A 21,147-nucleotide genomic window follows, 5' to 3' on the forward strand; every position below is an offset into this window, starting at 1 on the left:
AGGAGGACAAATTAAATGAGTTTAGGTGTAATCGCAGCTGCAATTGCAATTGGTTTATCAGCATTAGGTGCAGGTATTGGTAACGGTCTTATCGTATCACGTACAATCGAAGGTGTTGCTCGTCAACCAGAATTAAAAGGCGCGCTTCAAACAATTATGTTCATCGGGGTTGCTTTAGTTGAGGCACTTCCAATCATCGGTGTAGTTATTGCATTCATCGTAATGAACAAATAAGGGAGACTCCCCTTACATAGATGGCGAAGAGTGTTTTTCCGAACTTTCTTCGCCATTGCTTTATGAACGAAACGTATGTCTTTTTTTTTCATATGATCAATTTAGATATTTTGAAGGGAGTGAATCCTTGTGCCAACTTTATTATTAGGGGCTTCCATTCCATTTGGAACGATTGCTTATACATTGTTCATTTTCTTACTTCTATTAGTAATGCTACGCAAATTCGCGTGGGGCCCTTTAATGGGAATTATGAAAGAACGTGAAGAGCATGTTACTAATGAAATCGACGCTGCAGAAAGAAGTAACGCTGAAGCGAAGAAATTAGTAGAAGAACAACGTGAAATGTTAAAACAATCGCGTGTTGAAGCACAAGAGTTAATCGAAAGAGCGAAAAAACAAGCTGTAGATCAAAAAGATGTTATTGTTGCTGCTGCGAAAGAAGAAGCAGAATCAATTAAAGCATCTGCTGTACAAGAAATTCAACGCGAAAAAGAGCAAGCGATTGCTGCTTTACAAGAACAAGTCGCTTCTTTATCTGTTCAAATTGCTTCTAAAGTAATTGAAAAAGAGTTAAAAGAAGAAGATCAAGTTAAGTTAATTCGCGATTATATTAAAGAAGTAGGAGAAGCGCGATGAGCAATGGGATTGTAGCAAAACGTTATGCTGTCGCTCTTTTTAAAATTGCAAAAGAAAAACACGTATTAGAAATGTTTGAAGAGGAATTACGCCTTGTACAAAACGTTTATGTAAAGAACGGAGAACTACATAGCTTTTTAACGCAACCGAACATTTCAAAAGAGCAGAAGAAAACGTTTCTTGCGAACGTATTCGGATCTGTTTCTGAATCTATTTTAAATACGTTATATATTTTAATTGATAACAAACGCATTGATATCTTACCTGAAATTGCAGATGAATATGTTGTTCTTGCTAATGAAGAACGTAACGTAGCCGACGCAACTGTATATTCTACTCGTCTTCTATCAGAAGAAGAGAAGCTTAACATTGCAGAAGCATTTGCAAAGAGAACGGGAAAAGATGCAATTCGCGTAAAAAATGTTGTAGATGAAGATTTACTAGGCGGCATTAAAGTACGTATTGGAAATCGCATTTACGACGGAAGCTTGCAAGGAAAATTAGCACGTATTCAGCGTGAATTAATGAAGAATAGATAGGGGTGAAGCACATGAGCATCAGAGCTGAAGAAATTAGCGCACTGATAAAGCAACAAATCGAGAACTATCAGTCTGAAATCGAAGTTAGTGATGTTGGTACAGTTATCCAAGTTGGTGACGGTATTGCGCGTGCTCATGGTCTTGATAACGTTATGGCTGGTGAACTTGTAGAGTTCTCTAACGGCGTTATGGGACTAGCACAAAACTTAGAGGAAAACAACGTAGGTATCATTATTTTAGGACCTTACACAGAAATTCGTGAAGGTGACGAAGTTCGTCGTACTGGTCGCATCATGCAAGTACCAGTAGGAAAAGAACTAATCGGTCGTGTTGTAAACCCATTAGGTCAACCAGTTGATGGTTTAGGCCCAATCAATACAACAAACACTCGTCCAATCGAAAGTCCAGCACCAGGTGTAATGGATCGTAAATCTGTTCATGAGCCACTTCAAACAGGTATTAAAGCGATCGATGCTCTTGTACCAATTGGCCGTGGTCAACGTGAGTTAATCATTGGTGACCGTCAAACAGGTAAAACAGCAGTTGCACTTGATACAATCATTAACCAAAAAGATGAAGATATGATTTGTATCTATGTAGCTATCGGACAAAAAGAATCAACTGTACGTAACGTAGTAGAAACACTACGTAAGCACGGTGCATTAGATTACACAATCGTTGTAACTGCATCAGCTTCTCAACCAGCTCCATTATTATACTTAGCTGCTTATGCTGGTGTAACAATGGGTGAAGAGTTCATGTACAATGGTAAACACGTATTAGTAGTATATGATGACTTATCAAAACAAGCAGCGGCTTACCGTGAGCTTTCATTACTATTACGTCGTCCTCCAGGTCGTGAAGCATATCCAGGGGATGTATTCTACTTACATTCTCGCTTATTAGAGCGTGCAGCAAAATTAAGTGATGCAAGAGGCGGCGGTTCTTTAACTGCACTACCTTTCATCGAAACACAAGCAGGGGACGTATCAGCTTACATCCCAACAAACGTAATTTCTATTACGGATGGACAAATCTTCTTACAATCTGACCTATTCTTCTCTGGCGTACGTCCAGCAATCGATGCGGGTACTTCTGTATCTCGTGTAGGTGGATCTGCTCAGATTAAAGCAATGAGTAAAGTATCAGGTACACTTCGTCTTGACCTTGCATCTTACCGTGAGTTAGAAGCGTTCGCTCAGTTCGGTTCTGACCTTGATAAAGCAACTCAAGCGAAACTAAACCGTGGTGCTCGTACTGTTGAGGTATTAAAACAAGGATTACACAAACCATTACGTGTAGAGAAACAAGTTATCATTCTTTACGCTTTAACACGTGGATTCCTAGATGATATCCCAGTAGTAGATATCACTCGTTTTGAAGAAGAATTCCATGCTTGGTTAGATTCTAATGCGACTGACTTATTAGAAGAAATCCGCACAACTAAGAAACTTGCGGATGACGACAAATTTGCAGCAGCAATTAATGGATTTAAAAAAGTATTTGTAGCTTCTGAATAATAAAAGCGGAAGCGGCTCGTTCTGAATGTGAGGGGGATGGAGCTTCTGACGAAGAGGCGGTTTTTGCCTCATAGGAAGAAGTGAAGCCACCGAGCATTCAAGCCGCTGGAGCTAGATAGTATATATATAAGGCATCTCAAGTTTTGAGATTGCTGACGGTTATGTAAAGGAAAAGAGTAGGTGCACCTATTCTTTTCCTTCAATCATGAGCAAGAATATCTTGCAACGTAGATTAGGAAGAGAATTCTTACTAATCGTGCCAACTTCCGGAAAAAAGGTGGTGAAAACCTGTGGCATCTTTACGCGATATAAAAGCGAAGATTAACTCGACAAAGAAAACGAGTCAAATTACGAAAGCGATGGAGATGGTATCTGCATCTAAGTTAAACCGTGCAGAGCAAAATGCTAAATCTTTCGTTCCGTATATGGAAAAGATTCAAGAAGTAGTAGCGAGCATTGCGCAAGGAAGTAAAGGAATTAATCATCCGATGCTAAATGCGCGTCCTGTAAAGCGTACAGGGTACATCGTTATTACATCTGATCGCGGACTAGCAGGTGGTTATAACAGTAACGTATTACGTACAGTAAGTAACGTAATTCGTGAACGTCATAATATGGATTCAAACCAATATTCAATTATTGTGCTTGGCCGACTAGGACGTGATTATTTAAAACGTCGCGGTTTTAATATCATTGATGAAGTAGTTGGACTATCTGACCACCCATCATTTACTGATATTAAAGATCTTGCTTCTCGAGCAATTGCGATGTTTGCAGATGGTGCTTATGATGAGCTGTATATTTACTACAACCATTACGTAAGTAAAATTTCACAAGAAGTAACGGAAAATAAAATTTTACCGCTTACTGATGTGGCGTCTGACAAACCGACGACAGCTTATGAATTCGAACCTTCTGAAGAAGAAATTTTAAAAGTACTATTGCCACAATACGCAGAAAGCTTAGTGTACGGTGCATTACTAGACGGTAAAGCAAGTGAACACGCAGCGCGTATGACAGCAATGAAGAGTGCTACAGACAACGCAATGGAAGTTATCGATTCACTTACACTTTCATTCAACCGTGCGCGTCAGGCAGCGATTACGCAAGAAATTACGGAAATCGTTGGTGGAGCAGCAGCGTTAGAGTAGTAATAAAAAGCGTAGGCGGTTCGTTCAGAATGAGAGGGGGATGGAGCTTTTGACCTAGAGGCGATTTGTGCCTCGTAGGAAAAAGCGAAGCCACCGAACATTCTAACCGCCGGAGCTAGATTCAGTAAAAAGTGGAAGCGGCTCGTCCAGAACAAGAGGGCATTGGAGCTTCCTGACAAAGAGGCGTTCTTTGCCTCGCAGGAAGGCGCGAAATGACCGACTGTTCTAGCCGCTGGAACTAGATTCAATAAAAAGCGTAGGCGGCTCTTTCAAAAGAGTTGCGTAAGCTATAAACCAATAAAAAATGAAAAGCTAACTGCTCGTAGCAAGTTGGCTAATTAAAAGAAAGCTAGGAGGGAACCCGATGAATAAAGGGCGCGTTACGCAAATCATGGGTCCGGTTGTAGACGTTAAGTTTGATGGCGGAAAGCTACCAGAAATCTACAACGCCCTTACGGTAAAACAAAGCAACGAAAACGGAACAAGCATTAACTTAACATTTGAAGTTGCACTTCATTTAGGTGATGATACAGTTCGTACAGTTGCAATGTCTTCCACAGACGGACTTGTTCGTGGTACAGAAGTAGAAGATACTGGTAAAGCAATCTCTGTACCAGTTGGTGATGCAACACTTGGTCGCGTATTTAACGTATTAGGTGATGCAATTGACTTAGATGGTGAGGTTCCTGCCGATGTACGCCGTGATCCAATTCACCGTCAAGCACCTGCATTCGAAGAATTATCTACTAAAGTAGAAATTCTTGAAACTGGTATTAAAGTAGTAGACTTACTTGCTCCTTACATTAAGGGTGGTAAGATCGGTCTATTCGGTGGTGCCGGTGTAGGTAAAACTGTATTAATTCAGGAATTAATTAACAACATCGCACAAGAACACGGTGGTATCTCTGTATTCGCTGGTGTAGGTGAGCGTACTCGTGAGGGTAACGATTTATACCACGAAATGAGCGATTCTGGCGTAATTAAGAAAACTGCGATGGTATTCGGACAAATGAATGAGCCACCTGGAGCACGTCAACGTGTTGCATTAACAGGTTTAACAATGGCTGAACATTTCCGTGATGAGCAAGGACAAGACGTACTATTGTTCATCGATAACATCTTCCGTTTCACGCAAGCAGGTTCTGAAGTATCTGCCCTTCTTGGTCGTATGCCATCTGCGGTAGGTTACCAACCGACACTTGCAACAGAAATGGGTCAATTACAAGAGCGTATTACATCTACAAATAAAGGGTCTATCACGTCTATCCAAGCGGTATATGTACCAGCCGATGACTATACGGATCCAGCACCAGCTACAACGTTCGCTCACTTAGATGCAACAACAAACTTAGAGCGTCGTTTAACACAAATGGGTATTTACCCAGCCGTAGATCCATTAGCATCTACATCTCGTGCACTTTCTCCAGAAATCGTAGGAGAAGAGCATTATGAAGTAGCTCGTCAAGTACAGCAAACTTTACAGCGTTATAAAGAGCTTCAAGATATCATTGCTATCTTAGGTATGGATGAGTTATCTGAAGAAGATAAGTTAGTTGTACATCGTGCTCGTCGTATTCAATTCTTCTTATCTCAAAACTTCCACGTAGCTGAGCAGTTTACAGGTCAAAAAGGTTCTTACGTACCTGTAAAAAATACAGTTAGCGGATTTAAAGAAATTCTAGAAGGAAAATATGATGACCTTCCAGAAGATGCATTCCGTCTTGTAGGTGGTATTGAAGAAGTTATTGAAAACGCGAAGAAAATGATGGCGTAAGGCCTTAGGAGGGACGAATTATGAAGACATTTCCAGTCAGTATTGTAACTCCTGATGGACCGGTTTACGAAAAAGAAGTAGAAATGGTAAGCGTAAAAGCAGAGAGTGGGGAAATGGGGATCTTACCAGGTCACATTCCAACTGTTGCACCATTAAAAATTAGTGCAGTTCGTCTGAAACATGGTGGACACACTGATTATGTAGCAGTAAGCGGTGGCTTTATCGAAGTTCGTCCAGATAAAGTAACTGTATTATCATCATCTGCTGAAGAAGCAAACCATATCGATATCCATCGTGCAAATGAAGCGAAGCGTCGCGCTGAGCAACGTATGCAAGATAAACAAGCACATGTTGACTTTAGACGTGCAGAAATGGCATTACAACGTGCTGTGAACCGTTTAAACGTTTCCGATATGAAATAAAAAATCCGTAAAGGCTTTGCCTTTACGGATTTTTTTGTGTAGTTCATGGATAATTTTACAAAAATGGTATAATTATATTGATGCTTGTATAAGTAGAGAATGTACAACAATTTATAAAGGGGATGAATAAATGATCGGTGAAATGAAACGAGAAGCGTTGCACTCTTTAAAGGGAAAATGGGGACTAGGTGTTGGATCAACGATTTTATATTTTATTTTAAGTTATGTTGTTTCAATGGCTGTAATGCTTATACTTTTAATTCCAGGAGTTATTATATTTTTACTATTTGCTGGTTTAACAGGTTCACTTGAAGAGGAAACAATATCAATTGGAGCAGGTATTACATTTGGTATTTTTTATTGCATCATAATAATTTTGAGTAACGCATCGTATGGAATTACATCATACGGTTATACAAATGTATTTTTACAGATGAGTAAACGAGAAGGTGTTAAAGTAGATCACTTATTCGAAGGGTTTCGTGGCTTTAAAAGAATGATGAAAACGATGTGGGCAATGCTTGCGATTTTGTTATATACAGGTACATGGATTCCAATGTTGCTAGTAGCCTTATTCGCATTTTTCGGTGAAGAAGGAAATACGTCGTTTACTATCGCTTTCTTTGTACTATTAGCTATTTCAATCGTTGTTATGATTGTGATGTATTTTTCTTATGCGATGACGTACTATGTAATGATTGAAAATGCAGAGTATAGTGTGTCACGAGCAATGAAAGAAAGTAAACATCTTATGAAGGGACATAAGTTAGATTTATTTCTTTTATGGCTCAGTTTTATAGGATGGGGTATTTTAGCGATTTTAACACTTGGAATAGGTTTTCTTTGGCTTAGCCCGTATATGAGTACAACGACAGCGCATTTTTATCGCTATCTTTCAAAAGATGAATTGTAGTAGGAACATGCTATACTAATAGAGTTATTACGTATAGGAGGAACAATATGATTAGTGATTTAAAAGGAGAAGCGCTAGATTCATTAGAAGGGAAATGGGGATTAGCTGTCGGGGCAACATTACTGATTTCGATTCTTATTTCAGCTTTTAGTTTTAGTATTGATTTCATTTTCTTTCAATTTTGGGATTGGAAAGAAGTAAATAACTCACTTTCAGTAGACGTTATTACAATATTGATGGTAGGTCCATTAACGCTAGGTGGTTATCATTTAGCACTACATATCATTCGTGAAAAAGAAGCGAGTATTGGGCATATATTCAGATGGTTTACAGAAGGAAGTAAGTTTATAAAGTCATTTTTATTATATATAGTAGTGAACATTTATATTTTCTTATGGTTTTTATTATTTATTATTCCAGGCATTATTAAATCATTTTCTTATGCGATGACGTACTTTATAATAAATGATCATCCTGAGTATTCCATAAATCAAGCTATTACAGAAAGTCGTCGTATGATGAATGGACATAAGATGGAGTATTTCATTTTATGTTTAAGCTTTATTGGTTGGTTTATATTAAGTTGTATTACACTCGGGATTGGATTCCTATGGCTAATTCCATATTTTTATACGACGTCAGCAGCTTTTTATGAAGAAATTGCAGAGGAGTATTACGAGAAAACAATTCCGACACTATAAAAACACCCAGTATGAGCTATTGGTTCATACTGGGTGTTTTTTGTAGAAATTTTATAAATTGATGACTAGTAAGTGGTTTACTGAAATAGTAACCTTGCATATATTTACAGTTGTTCTTTTGTAGAAACTTAAGTTGTTTTTCTGTTTCAATTCCTTCAGCAACGACAGAGAGGTTTAAAGTATTTGCAAGGGAAAGGATAGTGGAAACGATAGCTCTTTCCTCAGGTCGATGATCGGCTAGTTGTGTAAATTCTCTCGGTACTTTTAACGTATCGATAGGGAAAATTGATAAATAAGCGAGAGAAGAATAGCCGGTACCGAAGTCATCAATGGACGTTTGAATACCATATTCCTTTAATTGTTTTAGTCTTGATAATGTTTCTTTTTCATCAATCATTGCAATTCGTTCTGTTAGCTCAAGTGTTACATGCTTTGAATCGACTTTAATGTCTGTTAGTATTTGTGAAATGTTGTTGATTAAATTCTCTTGCTGAAACTCTTTTGCGGATAAGTTCACACTTATTTTTAAATCTGTGTAGCCGAAAGTATGCCATATTTTTAACTGGCGACAAGATTCTTTTAATACCCAATGACCGAGCGGAACGACTTGTGGCGTCTCTTCTACAATTGGAATGAACTCACATGGCGGAATGTCACCTAGGAGTGGGTGTTTCCAGCGTAGTAATGCTTCAGCACCAATAATCTTTTTCGTCGTAATATCAATTTGTGGTTGATAGACGAGATAAAACTCTTCGTTTACTAAAGCGAGTGGTAAATCTTTTTCAATTCGAGCTTTTCGTTCCATTTTTTTATACAATTCTTTCGTGTATAGGGAGCTACCATTTTTTCCTTTATTTTTTGCTTCGTACATGGCCATATCAGCATGCTGTAAAATGGATAATGGATCTTCACCTGCTTCAGGATATATTGCAATCCCGATGCTCGGTGAGATTTGTAAATGTTGACTTTCAATTTCGAATGGTTCGTTCATGGCTGCTACAATCGTATCAGCTATTTTTTTCACATCAGGTCTTTTTTTATAATTTTCGATAAGGATTGTGAACTCATCCCCGGCTAGCCGGGCGAGCTTCATATTTGGTGTCGATAGTCTTTCTAGTCTTTTTGCTACGGCAATTAATAGAAGGTCTCCTACCCTATGACCGAGGGTATCATTAATAACCTTAAAGCGGTCTAGGTCGAGAAACATAACAGCAAAAGGCCTTTTTGATATTTCGGATCGAGCAATTGCTTGTTCTACATATTGATGAAATGCACGGCGATTTGCAAGCTCTGTTAAAGTATCATGATATGCTAGAAAATTAATCTGTTCTTGTTGTTGTTTGCTTTCCGTAATATCTTTAATCATTAAATAAACACCAGAAATATGATCCTTTAAAAAGATAGGAACTGCTGTAACATGCAAGTAGTAAATATCCCTATTCTTATGATATGCCCGTACTTCTAAAGAAATAGATTTCCCTTTTTTTACTCGATGAAAGGCATTAATGATTTCTTCCAAATCTTCTTCATACGTAAGTGAATAGTATGGTTGCTTTAATAATTCATTCGTTTGATAACCGAGTAAAGTAGTACCAGCGTTGTTCACGTTGAGAAAATTACCGTACAAGTCTAATGTGAAAATTGGATCTGGATGGTGCTCGTATAAAGATTTAAACATCTGTTGGTTATGATATAGTTCATTTTTTTGTTCTACTAAATCTTCTGTACGTAGTTCAATTTGTTTTTCGAGTTCTGAGTTGAATTGCATTTGAGCTAGTAATAATATTTTATTTTGTTTTCGAACTAAACTATGGCGTATGAGAACGAAGGAGAAAGTTATTATAAGCCCGATTACTACAATAGGTGCAAAAACATATTCAACTAGTATAAAAACAATAAGCATTACTACAGAAATATAAGGTAATGACAATCTGATCGATTCCCCAAGTTTAGGTGTTAATAGTACTTGCTCTTGTCTTTCAGGTTCTTTTGTATGCAGAATACAGGCGATTGCTACTAGTACTAAAGTTACTTGATAGAGAGGAGTAACTGTAAACATAGAATACTCGGGTATGAAGTATTTGATATAAGCATAAATCGCATCTGTAGTAGCATATAAAATTAAAGCACTGCCAAGAAGCGCACCAACTTTTTTGGATAATAAGGATAATGGCTTGAATAACAGATTGATTCCTATGAGAAGAAAGAGCAAATCGGCCATTGGATAGGTAAGTTGAACAAATATGTCGATATAGGATGTTGAAGAAACGTGAATGGTGCGTTCAATAAGTAAGTAGTAACTTAAAGTGAATTGTGCTGTAACAATAATACAAATATCACATATCATAAAAAGCTTTTCTAATAAATCGCGGTTATAGATGATTTCATATAGAAACGCAAATGCAAAGGTAATTAAAAAAAGTAAGTAAAAAAAATCGGACGGATCAACGAATGTATAATAGTCCTTTAAAATTAAACGTTGATAGGCAACGACCATATCACCAATGAAATAAGAGAGAGTTCCAACAGATAAAATGGTCCAAAATAAACGAGGTAACCCTTCTTTCCTATTTGAAAAATAAAGTATATAACTACAAGCGATAATATCAATGAATAAGGTACTCATTCCAATTAATATTTGAAAAGGAAATGAGTATTCATATAGAAAGGGCATTGCCACGTAATGAATCGCTATAGATAACAATATAATGCTTATAAGAATACTTACATGTGTTTGTTTTTTCATTTATCTCACCCACGGTATATACATATAAATTCCTCTTTTTATTTTTTATTGATTCTTGAAACATATATATAATTTCTATACTTATTTTACACAGGTATAGCGAGTTATAAAAATAGATTTTAATAATTCTCGTTTCGGTCCCCAATATATCGACATAGGAATTTGAAGTTTGCTATAATGATTAAAATAGTTGCATTATTTAGAAAAATTTAAAAATAATAATTACTGCAGCTAGGACATATTGTTTACTAAGTGAACTTGTTCTTAATTCAGGGGGGAGGGTTTCACAATGGCAAGTGTATATGAAAATAGTTATATGATCGTTTTGATTTTCTTGCTATTAGGTATATTGCTGCCGGTAGTGGCTCTTACATTAGGAAAGATGCTGCGTCCAAACAAACCAAGTGCAGCGAAAGCGACGACGTATGAGAGTGGGATTGAGCCTTTTCATGATGCAAATATTCGGTTTCATGCTCGTTATTATATTTTTGCTTTATTGTTTGTCATCTTTGATATAGAAACTTTATTTTTATATCCATGGGCTGTTGCATATGACAAGCTCGGTTTATTTGCACTGATTGAAATGCTCATCTTTGTTGTAATGTTGCTAGTTGGATTAGCGTATGCTTGGAAAAAGAAGGTGTTACAATGGTTATAAATTTTGAGGAATTACATCCAAATGAGCGGGCGGAATTAGAACGAAATATCTTTTTTTCTACATTGGAGCAGTTAAAAGGATGGGCACGAAGCAATTCTTTATGGCCGATGACATTCGGACTGGCATGCTGTGCAATTGAAATGATGGGAGTAGGTTCATCACATTACGATTTAGATCGATTTGGGTCATTTTTTCGGACATCGCCAAGGCAATCGGACGTTATGATTGTGTCGGGAACAGTAACGAAGAAGATGGCTCCTATTGTTCGGCGTTTATACGATCAAATGCCCGAACCAAAATGGGTTATTGCAATGGGATCTTGTGCGACAGCAGGTGGCCCATATGTAAATTCGTACGCTGTTGTGAAAGGTGTGGATCAAATTGTACCAGTGGATGTGTATATTCCGGGTTGTCCACCCAATCCTGCTGCTTTAATTTATGGAATTAATAAATTAAAAGAAAAAATTCGTTACGAGGCAAAGACGGGAAAGCAGGTGACGAATAAATGAGTGATCCAAATAAAGACCTAGAGGATTTGAAAAGAGAAGCGGCTAGGCATGCGAAAGAAGAGGCGAGAAAGCGTCTCGTTGCGAAACATGATGCGGAAATAAGTAAACTTGAGGAAGAAAATCGAGAAAAAGAGAAAGCGCTACCAAAAAGTGACGGTATGACTGTGGAAGAAGTAAAACGACGTGCATCCGCCGCGGCAAAAGCAAAAGCGGCAGCATTAGCGAAGCAAAAAAGAGAAGGAACAGAAGAAGTAACGGAAGAAGAAAAGGCCAAAGCGAAGGCGAAGGCATCCGCCGCGGCAAAAGCAAAAGCGGCGGCATTAGCGAAGCAAAAAAGAGAAGGAACAGAAGAAGTAACGGAAGAAGAAAAGGCCAAAGCGAAAGCGAAGGCATCCGCCGCGGCAAAAGCAAAAGCGGCAGCATTAGCAAAGCAAAAAAGAGAAGGAACAGAAGAAGTAACGGAAGAGGAAAAGACCAAAGTGAAAGCGAAGGCCGTGGCGGCAGCAAAGGCGAAGACAAGGGGCGCTGAAGGTAAAGCAGAAGAGGAGCCGAAGCAGGAAGAGCCATCCGTGAATCAGCCGTATTTAAATCAGTATGTTGAATTTATTAAGGGGGAAAAAGGAGAGGATACATTAGTAGATTCCTACATTAATAAACTTTCAAAAGACGTGCCGACTCTTGTTGTGGATCCCGCAAAATATTATGAAGTGATGGAATTACTGCGATTCCATGAAGGACTTGCTTTTGATTATATGTCAGAGCTACATGCGACGGATTTTGTGACACATATGGAAGTATATGTTCATTTATTTTCATATGGAAAGAAACAGTCAGTAGCGGTGAAGGTGAAGTTGGATAGGGAAGCACCAGAAGTAGAGTCGGTTGCAGCGCTTTGGAAAGGAGCGGACTGGCCAGAGCGAGAAGCGTATGATTTGCTCGGCATTGTATTTAAGGGACATCCGAATTTATCACGTATTTTAATGCCTGATGATTGGATAGGGTATCCGCTTAGGAAAGATTATGAACCGTATGATGTGGAGGTGTAGCTTATGATCCGTACGGAAGAAATGCTTTTGAATGTAGGGCCTCAGCATCCGAGTACGCATGGTGTGTTCAGGCTTGTTATTAAGATTGACGGGGAAATTATTAAAGAAGCTACACCAGTTATTGGATATTTGCATCGCGGGACCGAAAAGATTGCCGAGAGCTTACAGTATACGCAAATTATCCCTTATACAGATCGAATGGACTATTTATCGGCCATGACGAATAACTACGTCATTTGCCATGCTGTCGAGACGATGATGGGGCTTGAAATCCCGGAGCGGGCCGAATACTTACGAGTACTTGCAATGGAGCTTGGAAGGATTGCGAGCCACCTCGTTTGGTGGGGGACAAATCTTCTGGATATAGGAGCGGTCAGCCCGTTTTTATACGCGTTTCGTGAACGAGAGATGATTATAAATTTATTAAACGAATTATGCGGTGCCCGTCTTACTTTTAACTATATGAGAGTCGGGGGTGTAAAGTGGGATGCGCCGGACGGTTGGATTGAAAAAGTGGAAGAGTTTGTTCCGTATATGCGAGAGCAATTGGCAGGTTATCATGATCTCGTTAGCGGTAATGAGATTTTCTTAAATCGCGTAAAAGGCGTTGGTATATATAGCGCAGAAGAAGCGATTTCGTATTCTTTAAGCGGAGCGAATTTGCGGTGTACCGGAGTAAACTGGGATCTTCGCAAGGATGAACCGTACTCCATTTATGATCGTTTTGATTTCGATATTCCTGTTGGGAGTGTGGGAGATGCTTGGGATCGTTACGTTTGCCGCATGCAAGAGATTGAGGAGTCATTAAAAATTGTTGAGCAAGCTGTCCAACAATTCCCGAAAGACGGAGCTGTGCTAGCGAAAGTGCCGAAAATCATTAAGGCGCCTAAAGGGGAAGCGTTCGTCCGTATAGAATCGCCGAGAGGAGAGATTGGTTGCTATATTGCTAGTGATGGAAAGAAAGAGCCGTACCGCTTGAAGTTTCGCAGGCCGTCTTTTTACAATTTGCAAATTTTACCGAAGTTATTGAAAGGTGAAAACATCGCCAATTTAATTACGATTTTAGGTGGAGTTGATATTGTACTTGGGGAGGTTGATGGCTAATGATTGAAACGCTCTTACAATCACCTTCAAGCTGGACGAATTTCTTCATTTTTTTCGGATTAGCGGTGCTTCTATTATTTGCAGTCCTTGGCTTCGTTACATATGGTATTTTGGCAGAACGGAAAGTGATGGGTTTTATGCAAGGGCGGATTGGCCCAAACCAAGTTGGGGGCCGATTCGGCTTACTGCAAACGGTAGCTGATGTTTTAAAACTATTGCTGAAAGAAGATAGTATTCCGAAAGCGGCAGATAAACCGTTGTTTATATTAGCGCCTGTCATTGCATTCGCACCGGCATTTATGGTGCTTGCAGTCATCCCGTTTACTGATAAATTTCAGTTCGCGGATATTGGCGTAGGCTTACTGTATTACATTGCTGTTTCTGGCATTACGACGATTGGTGTCGTAACCGGAGGGTGGGCATCAAATAATAAATATTCCCTTTTAGGAGGGATGCGTGCGGCAGCGCAAATGATTTCTTATGAAATTCCGCTTGTAATGAGTGTAATTGGCGTCGTTTTGTTAGCTGGTAGCCTGAATTTAAATGAAATTGTAGCAGCGCAGGAGAATGTTTGGTACATTTTCGTGCAGCCAATCGGTTTCGTCGTTTTCTTAATCGCAGCGGTAGCAGAGTTAAATAGGACGCCGTTTGATTTACCAGAAGCAGAGTCGGAACTTGTTTCTGGATATCATACGGAATACTCAGGGTTTCGCTGGGCGTTTTTCATGCTTTCAGAGTACGTATATTTCTTCGGAATGGCATCTTTAATTACAGTGCTCTTTTTAGGCGGATGGAATCCAGTTATGTTCCTTGGGTTTATCCCAGGAGCTGTATGGTTTGCTTTGAAATTTAGCAGTGTAGTCTTTCTATTAATTTGGTTCCGCGTTACGTTTCCGCGTATAAGAGGTGACCAGTTAATGGAGTTTGGCTGGAAAGTATTATTGCCAATTGCACTTGCGAATATTTTCTTAACGGCATTGATTAAGGAGTTATTCTTCTAATCTATGAAGGGGGTGCCAGTAAGAGATGAAAGGACTATTTAAAGGATTAAAATATACATTAAGCAATTTGAGTAAGAAGAAGGTGACTTACGATTATCCGAATCAACCATTGCCGCTGCCAGACCGCTTTCGAGGCATTCAAAAGTTTTATCCGGAAAAGTGTATTGTTTGTAACCAATGCTCCAACATTTGTCCGACAGACTGTATTCAGTTAACAGGAAAAAAACATCCGGATCCTACGAAAAAAGGAAAAATTATCGACACGTATGATATTAATTTTGAAATTTGTATTCTGTGTGATTTATGTACAGAAGTTTGTCCGACAGAGGCGATTGTTATGACAAATAACTTTGAGCTCGCGGAATATTCACGTGATGATTTATTTAAAAATTTGCAGTGGCTTGACGAAAACGACGAAAACGTCAGGAAGGAGAATAAAGCATGAATGGCGAGTTTGTAGCATTCTTCATACTATCCTTGTCTGCAATTATCGGCGGTGTTCTTATGTTGAACTTAACGAAAGTCATGCATATGATGCTAGCTCTCGTTCTGACATTTCTTAGTATCGCAGGTTTGTACTTTCTTTTATCGGCCGAATTTATCGGAGTTGCACAAATTTTACTTTACTCCGGTGCGATTACAATTATTATGATTTTTGGCATTATGTTAACGCAACATAACGCAGAAAATGAATCGCGTCTTACTCTTCGAAAATGGATTATCTTCTTTGCGGTTGTAGCATTTGGGGCAGTTATGTATTTCGCTGTTAACAATATTGATTTTGCAAATGAAAGCACACAAGGAAGTTTACCTCTCCATGAAAAAAACACACTTCAAATCGGTACACTTCTCTATTCGAAATATATTATTCCATTTGAGTTAACCTCAGTTATTTTACTTGTAGCACTTGTTGGCGCGATTATACTTGCGAAGAAGGATGAGAAAGAGGAGGATTCCAATGAGTAGCGTTCCAGCTTCTGCATATTTAACGCTTGCGATTATTTTGTTTTGCATCGGTTTGTTTGGAGCTTTAACGAAGCGAAATACAGTGATTGTATTAGTTTGTATTGAATTAATGCTTAACGCGGCCAATTTAAATTTAGTCGCGTTTAGTAAATTAGGTTTGTTCCCAAATTTAACAGGGCAAATTTTCTCTCTGTTTACGATGGCTGTAGCAGCAGCGGAGGCGGCGGTAGGACTCGCCATTTTAATTGCTTTGTATCGTAATCGTACGACGGTTCATGTAGATGAAATGGATACGCTCAAAGGATAACATTGTGACCGAAAAGGGGGAAGGAAACAATGATCGATTATGCATGGCTCATACCGCTTTTCCCGCTTGTTTCGTTTTTTTTATTACTTATATTCGGGAAGAAAATTAGAGAAGGAAGCAGTGTACTTAGTATTTTCCTCGTCTTTCTCTCCTTTATATTTGCGGTACTTGTATTAGTAGAACGGTTTTCGAAAGTAGGATTGAAGCATAAGTGGGTATGGCTTAGAACGGGAGATATTGATATATCATTTGGCTTTGAAGTGACTGCATTAGGGGCTTTAATGCTGTTTATCGTTACACTTGTGAGTTTACTTGTACATGTGTATTCGAAAGGTTATATGAAAGGTGATGAAAGATTACCAACCTTTTATGCCTATTTAGGGCTCTTCACATTTGCAATGCTCGGGCTCGTTATATCACCGAATTTATTACAGCTTTATATATTTTGGGAGTTAGTCGGCCTTGGTTCATTTTTACTCATCGGTTTTTATTTCTTTAAAGAAGAAGCGAAGGCTGCTGCGAAAAAGGCTTTTATTATGACTCGTATTGGAGATATTGGTTTATTTATTGGGATGATCTTAATTTTCTGGCATGCAGGTAGTTTTGAATATGAAGCAATATTTAGGGCGATTCATACGGGGGATCTTACCCCTACGATGATTACAATAACAGCGATATTAATTTTTATCGGGGCGATGGGGAAGTCAGGTCAGTTCCCGCTTCATACGTGGTTACCAGATGCAATGGAGGGGCCGACGCCTGTTTCGGCACTTATTCATGCAGCGACGATGGTCGCAGCTGGCGTATATTTAGTGGCGACGATGTTTCCACTATTTTCAGCAAGTGCAGTGGCGATGCAGACGGTGGCAATCGTTGGAGCTTTCACTGCGATCTTTGCGGCTTCTATCGGTCTTGTACAAACGGACATAAAGAGAGTGCTTGCTTATTCTACAGTTAGTCAGCTCGGGTATATGATGCTTGCGTTAGGGTCTGCTGGTTATGTAGCTGGTGTTTTCCATTTAACGACACACGCTTTTTTTAAAGCGCTACTATTTTTGGCGGCAGGAAGTGTCATTCATGCAGTGCATACGCAAGACATTAATAAAATGGGCGGTTTACAGAAGAAGATGAAAGTAACGGGTGCACTATTTTTAATCGGTACACTTGCAATTAGTGGGGTGCCACTCCTTTCTGGTTTCTTTAGTAAAGATGAAATTTTAGCGGTGACTTGGATGAATGGCAATTACGTTTTATTCATATTAGCAGTAATTGCAGCATTTTTAACAGCATTCTACATGTTCCGGCTCTACTTCCTTGTTTTTACTGGGGAAGCAAAGACAAAGGAAGATGTGCATGAATCGCCCCGCATTATGACGTATCCGATGATTGTTCTCGGGGTCCTTGCAGTAGTGGCAGGTTATATAAACACACCGTGGTTTGGGACGTTTCTCGGGGATTGGCTTACGAAAGATGTAGCATTTAAAGTGCGAGAGGCACACGGACCAGTTTGGATTATGATTGTTGCGACGCTCGTTTCCTTGGCTGGGATTGCTCTCGCATATTTCATATATGGTAAGAAATCTATTTCTAGAGGTTGGGCTGGTGGCGATGGAACACCTCTTTATAACCTTTTGAAAGAAAAATATTATGTGGATGAACTATACAATATGACGGTGCTCCCTATTACGAAGGGAATCGCCCATGTGCTTCGCTTATTTGAGGTGTATGTAGTCGAAGGAATTGCCGTTTTAATAGGGAGTCTAATTAAAGGGCTAAGCGGACTCGGTTCTAGACTCCAAAACGGAAATGTACAAGTGTACGGCACTGTAACAGCTGTTTCGCTTGCAGTACTCGTCATTATTTTGCTCTATACGGGAGGGGATTTACGATGAATGATTTGTTATTAACGTTCTTCATTTTTTCCCCGCTTTTAGGAATTCTCTTACTTGTATTAACGCCAAAAAAAGAATCGCGTACTGTGCGAGCGCTTGGTTTATTTGGGACGGCGCTTCCATTTGGAATTGCTATCGTCCTCGCTTGTACATATGCTTCTGGAAAGAGTTTGTCGCTATTCGATGAAAAAGTGAAATGGATTAAATTTGGGGATTTTGCAGCGGTGGATAAAAGATGGTTTTCCATTTATTACGAGCTCGGCATTGATGGTTTATCGCTCGTTATGATGGTGCTGACAGCCCTTCTAGCGATGCTTGCAGCAATTGCGGCATTTACTATTAAAAGAAACTTGAAAGCCTTTTATATGCTGCTACTCATGTTAGAAATAGGGATGCTCGGCGTCTTCGCTGCTCAAAATTTAATGTTGTTCTTTATCTTCTTTGAAATTACGTTGCCTCCAATGTTTTTATTAATTGGAAAGTGGGGGAAATTGTCGAGTGAAAAGGCTGCTTATAGTTATTTAATATATAACGGTATTGGCTCCGCTATTTTACTCATCGTTTTCTCAGTTTTATTTGCAAAAACAGGTACAACAAATATTACAGAGCTTAAAGAAATATTAACGAGTGTAGGTGCTGGGGGAGGAATGGCTGTCTCAAGCGGCTTACAGTTCGGTTTGTTTCTTGCCATAATGATTGCCTTTGCGATTAAACTACCCGTTTTCCCGCTACATCGCTGGATGGTCAATGTGCATGTTGAAGCGCATCCGGCTGTAGTTATGCTTCATGCGGGCGTTTTACTGAAGATTGGGGCATACGGTATGATTCGTTTCGGAAAGGGGCTATTCCCGGAATACTTTCGCGAGTTTGCAACGCTTATTGCGATTTTAGGAGTCATTAATTTATTGTACGGAGCCTTCTTAGCGCTCATTCAAACGGACTTTCGGAAGGTGCTTGCTTACTCTAGTATTTCGCATATGGGCATCGTATTAATGGGCCTTGCGGCGTTAAATGCACCAGGTACACAAGGGGCACTATTCCAAGTTGTGTCTCACGGTTTAATTGCAGCCTTACTCTTTTTCTTACTTGGCGTTATAGAACAGCGCTTTGGAACTTCGGACATTACAGCGCTTGGCGGACTCGCAAAAAGTGTCCCGGTACTTAGCGGCTTCTTCTTAGCGGGAGGAATGGCATCGCTTGGATTGCCAGGAATGTCTGGATTTGTTAGCGAGTTTCTTGCTTTTCTCGGTTTATTCCAAGGGGAGCCAGTCATTGCTGCAGTCGGTGTACTTGGCATCATTTTAACCGCCGTATACGTATTGAGAGCGACACTTCAAGTAACATTTGGTAAGAAAGAGTGGGAGGCGAAAGCTGATATACACGGTTGGGAGTATGTGCCTATATTGCTACTTATCTTCTGCATTATTGCAATTGGAGTAATGCCAGAAATACTAGGGGATCCGCTTCAAAATACATTGAAAACATTGGGGGTGAAGTAGGATGGATATGAATACGTTACTTAGCTTATCATGGCATCTCATGGTGCCAGAATTCATTATTCTCGGAGCTGCCATCCTTCTTTCCATATGTGATTTGTTTTTTAAGTTGAATCATAGATATGTAGCGCTTAGTGCAATCGCAGCCGTCATATTAGCAATCGTGTCGTTAATCACGCTATACGATGAACCGACAGGAGATATTCTAAATGGATCGTTTGTGTTAGATGGGTTTTCAAAAGGGTTTAAAACGTTGTTATTAGGCGGAGCGGCCCTCATCTTATGCACCGCCATGAGCGATGATAAGAAGAATCCAATTGAAGATAAGGGAGAATATTATTACTTATTTTTAATGGCACTTCTTGGGGCTATGTTTATGGCTTCTAGTGTTGACTTCATTACACTTTTCGTCGGTTTAGAATTGCTTTCACTTTCTTCATATATTTTAGTAGGAATACGAAAAAGGAACCGTGCGTCAAACGAAGCGGCCATGAAATATGTCATTAATGGAGGTATTGGCACGGCAATTACGCTCTTTGGAATGAGTTATTTATACGGTATTACAGGATCAACTAATATCGTGGACATGCAAAAAGTATTCGCAGGGGAGCTTGCTGGTGGTATTCAGTTATTGTTAGCTCTCGCATTTCTACTATTACTCATTGGACTCTCGTTTAAAATTGCGACAGTGCCGTTTCATATGTGGGCACCAGATGTGTATGAGGGAGCGGCTACGCCTGTTACTGCTTTTCTCGGGACGATTTCTAAAATTGCTGGATTCTTACTCATTATTCGTCTGTTTCTCATGGTTTTTGCAAGTGTATCGGTGCAAGGAGACATGCAATCTTTATACGGACGTATGAGCATATACATTGCAGTACTAGCGAGTATTACGATGATTATTGGAAACGTAGTAGCGTTAAAGCAATATAACGTAAAACGCCTATTTGCCTATTCGGGAATCGCACATGCGGGGTATTTACTCGTTCCGCTTGTCGCATTATCGCCATTTACGATGGATAGCATGTGGTTTTACATGCTTGCGTATATGCTGATGAATATAGGCGCATTTGCGATTATCCACGGCTTAATCTTACAAAGCGACAAAGAAAATATCACCATTTTCACTGGATTATATAAAAGGTCGCCATTTACAGCGATAGTAATGACGATTTTTATTTTATCGTTGGCCGGGATACCAGGAACAGCTGGTTTCATCGGGAAAATTAACATCTTTTTAGGTGCACTGCATGTAGAGCCAGCTCATTACGTACTAGCTTCTATTATGATGGGGACTACAGTCATCTCATTCGTATATTATTTCCGTATTCTACAGCAAATGTTTTTCCGGACGGGAGAAGTGGAAGAGAAAATTCGTTTGCCATTGAATATAAAGGTTGTTATGAGCCTTTGTGCAATCTCGATTGTAATACTAGGGATTATGCCGATGATTGGATACAATTTCTTTTATGAATATTTTCCATTAATGAAGGATTTCTTCTTCTTAGGGAACGTGGTACAATAGTGAAAAT

At 39.3% G+C, this 21,147-nt stretch carries 21 protein-coding genes; 20 read left to right on the plus strand and 1 reads right to left on the minus strand.

From position 1 onward, the window contains the following. Window positions 1-15: 15 nt before the first annotated feature. The 9 genes from atpE to ACSG5Z_RS21260 all read left to right on the plus strand — a co-directional run bounded on the left by atpE (window position 16) and on the right by ACSG5Z_RS21260 (window position 7,890). Window positions 16-234, plus strand: coding sequence for a F0F1 ATP synthase subunit C (atpE, locus tag ACSG5Z_RS21220; protein ID WP_000052064.1), 219 nt, complete (start codon window positions 16-18; stop codon window positions 232-234). 129 nt (window positions 235-363) lie between these two features. Continuing rightward, entirely contained in the window at window positions 364-870 is a 507-nt protein-coding gene (gene atpF, locus ACSG5Z_RS21225; protein WP_001142625.1) for a F0F1 ATP synthase subunit B, read from the plus strand. Next, on the plus strand, window positions 867-1,409 hold the full coding sequence (atpH, locus tag ACSG5Z_RS21230) for a F0F1 ATP synthase subunit delta (RefSeq protein WP_000064683.1): 543 nt from the start codon (window positions 867-869) through the stop codon (window positions 1,407-1,409). Before atpF ends, atpH begins: the two co-directional genes overlap by 4 nt. A gap of 11 nt (window positions 1,410-1,420) precedes the next feature. Beyond that, complete coding sequence (atpA, locus tag ACSG5Z_RS21235) at window positions 1,421-2,929, plus strand: F0F1 ATP synthase subunit alpha (RefSeq protein ID WP_000027511.1); 1,509 nt, start codon at window positions 1,421-1,423, stop codon at window positions 2,927-2,929. A 290-nt stretch (window positions 2,930-3,219) separates the two neighbouring features. Then, complete coding sequence (gene atpG / locus ACSG5Z_RS21240; protein WP_000157696.1) at window positions 3,220-4,080, plus strand: F0F1 ATP synthase subunit gamma; 861 nt, start codon at window positions 3,220-3,222, stop codon at window positions 4,078-4,080. A gap of 364 nt (window positions 4,081-4,444) precedes the next feature. Beyond that, entirely contained in the window at window positions 4,445-5,854 is a 1,410-nt protein-coding gene (gene atpD, locus ACSG5Z_RS21245) for a F0F1 ATP synthase subunit beta (RefSeq protein ID WP_001032603.1), read from the plus strand. A 20-nt stretch (window positions 5,855-5,874) separates the two neighbouring features. Beyond that, window positions 5,875-6,276, plus strand: coding sequence for a F0F1 ATP synthase subunit epsilon (gene atpC / locus ACSG5Z_RS21250; RefSeq protein ID WP_000847206.1), 402 nt, complete (start codon window positions 5,875-5,877; stop codon window positions 6,274-6,276). 130 nt (window positions 6,277-6,406) lie between these two features. Beyond that, window positions 6,407-7,189, plus strand: coding sequence for a DUF975 family protein (locus ACSG5Z_RS21255; RefSeq protein ID WP_137011079.1), 783 nt, complete (start codon window positions 6,407-6,409; stop codon window positions 7,187-7,189). A gap of 47 nt (window positions 7,190-7,236) precedes the next feature. Next, window positions 7,237-7,890: a DUF975 family protein gene (locus tag ACSG5Z_RS21260; RefSeq protein ID WP_048542679.1), complete on the plus strand. Its 654-nt coding sequence runs from the start codon at window positions 7,237-7,239 to the stop codon at window positions 7,888-7,890. Window positions 7,891-7,906: 16 nt separating this feature from the next. On the opposite strand, the gene ACSG5Z_RS21265 is transcribed toward ACSG5Z_RS21260, so the two are convergent. Further along, window positions 7,907-10,636 carry a putative bifunctional diguanylate cyclase/phosphodiesterase gene (locus tag ACSG5Z_RS21265; protein ID WP_137011075.1) on the minus strand — a complete coding sequence of 910 codons (2,730 nt, stop codon included), beginning with the start codon at window positions 10,634-10,636 and terminating at the stop codon, window positions 7,907-7,909. Window positions 10,637-10,925: 289 nt separating this feature from the next. Here ACSG5Z_RS21265 and nuoA point away from each other — a divergent pair, with 289 nt between their 5' ends. Genes nuoA through nuoN form a run of 11 tightly spaced genes read left to right on the plus strand, consistent with a single transcriptional unit; the run spans window position 10,926 to window position 21,140 of the window. After that, on the plus strand, window positions 10,926-11,294 hold the full coding sequence (gene nuoA, locus ACSG5Z_RS21270; RefSeq protein WP_426707071.1) for an NADH-quinone oxidoreductase subunit NuoA: 369 nt from the start codon (window positions 10,926-10,928) through the stop codon (window positions 11,292-11,294). Then, window positions 11,285-11,803 (plus strand): NADH-quinone oxidoreductase subunit NuoB, encoded by a 519-nt coding sequence (gene nuoB, locus ACSG5Z_RS21275; protein ID WP_000236331.1) that lies wholly within the window; start codon window positions 11,285-11,287, stop codon window positions 11,801-11,803. Before nuoA ends, nuoB begins: the two co-directional genes overlap by 10 nt. After that, complete coding sequence (locus ACSG5Z_RS21280; RefSeq protein ID WP_435712064.1) at window positions 11,800-12,849, plus strand: NADH-quinone oxidoreductase subunit C; 1,050 nt, start codon at window positions 11,800-11,802, stop codon at window positions 12,847-12,849. Before nuoB ends, ACSG5Z_RS21280 begins: the two co-directional genes overlap by 4 nt. Before the next feature lie 3 nt (window positions 12,850-12,852). Further along, complete coding sequence (nuoD, locus tag ACSG5Z_RS21285) at window positions 12,853-13,953, plus strand: NADH-quinone oxidoreductase subunit NuoD (RefSeq protein ID WP_000621434.1); 1,101 nt, start codon at window positions 12,853-12,855, stop codon at window positions 13,951-13,953. Further along, complete coding sequence (nuoH, locus tag ACSG5Z_RS21290) at window positions 13,953-14,954, plus strand: NADH-quinone oxidoreductase subunit NuoH (protein WP_000573437.1); 1,002 nt, start codon at window positions 13,953-13,955, stop codon at window positions 14,952-14,954. The genes nuoD and nuoH overlap by 1 nt, the downstream gene beginning before the upstream one ends. A 25-nt stretch (window positions 14,955-14,979) precedes the next feature. Next, window positions 14,980-15,399, plus strand: a complete 420-nt coding sequence (nuoI, locus tag ACSG5Z_RS21295) for an NADH-quinone oxidoreductase subunit NuoI (RefSeq protein ID WP_000677191.1) — start codon at window positions 14,980-14,982, stop codon at window positions 15,397-15,399. Further along, the gene (locus ACSG5Z_RS21300) at window positions 15,396-15,920 is read left to right on the plus strand and encodes an NADH-quinone oxidoreductase subunit J (RefSeq protein ID WP_001012824.1); all 525 of its coding nucleotides are present in this window, start codon (window positions 15,396-15,398) and stop codon (window positions 15,918-15,920) included. Before nuoI ends, ACSG5Z_RS21300 begins: the two co-directional genes overlap by 4 nt. After that, window positions 15,913-16,227, plus strand: a complete 315-nt coding sequence (gene nuoK / locus ACSG5Z_RS21305; protein ID WP_000100078.1) for an NADH-quinone oxidoreductase subunit NuoK — start codon at window positions 15,913-15,915, stop codon at window positions 16,225-16,227. The genes ACSG5Z_RS21300 and nuoK overlap by 8 nt, the downstream gene beginning before the upstream one ends. Before the next feature lie 29 nt (window positions 16,228-16,256). Then, a complete protein-coding gene (nuoL, locus tag ACSG5Z_RS21310) occupies window positions 16,257-18,119 on the plus strand; it encodes an NADH-quinone oxidoreductase subunit L (protein WP_435712065.1) in 1,863 nt (620 codons plus the stop codon). Then, window positions 18,116-19,618 carry an NADH-quinone oxidoreductase subunit M gene (locus tag ACSG5Z_RS21315; protein WP_435712066.1) on the plus strand — a complete coding sequence of 501 codons (1,503 nt, stop codon included), beginning with the start codon at window positions 18,116-18,118 and terminating at the stop codon, window positions 19,616-19,618. The genes nuoL and ACSG5Z_RS21315 overlap by 4 nt, the downstream gene beginning before the upstream one ends. 7 nt (window positions 19,619-19,625) lie before the next feature. Next, a complete protein-coding gene (nuoN, locus tag ACSG5Z_RS21320) occupies window positions 19,626-21,140 on the plus strand; it encodes an NADH-quinone oxidoreductase subunit NuoN (protein WP_435712206.1) in 1,515 nt (504 codons plus the stop codon). Window positions 21,141-21,147 lie beyond the last annotated feature (7 nt).

Origin of the sequence: Bacillus pretiosus, from assembly GCF_051294775.1 — a bacterium.
Taxonomy (GTDB): Bacteria; Bacillota; Bacilli; order Bacillales; family Bacillaceae_G; genus Bacillus_A; species Bacillus_A wiedmannii.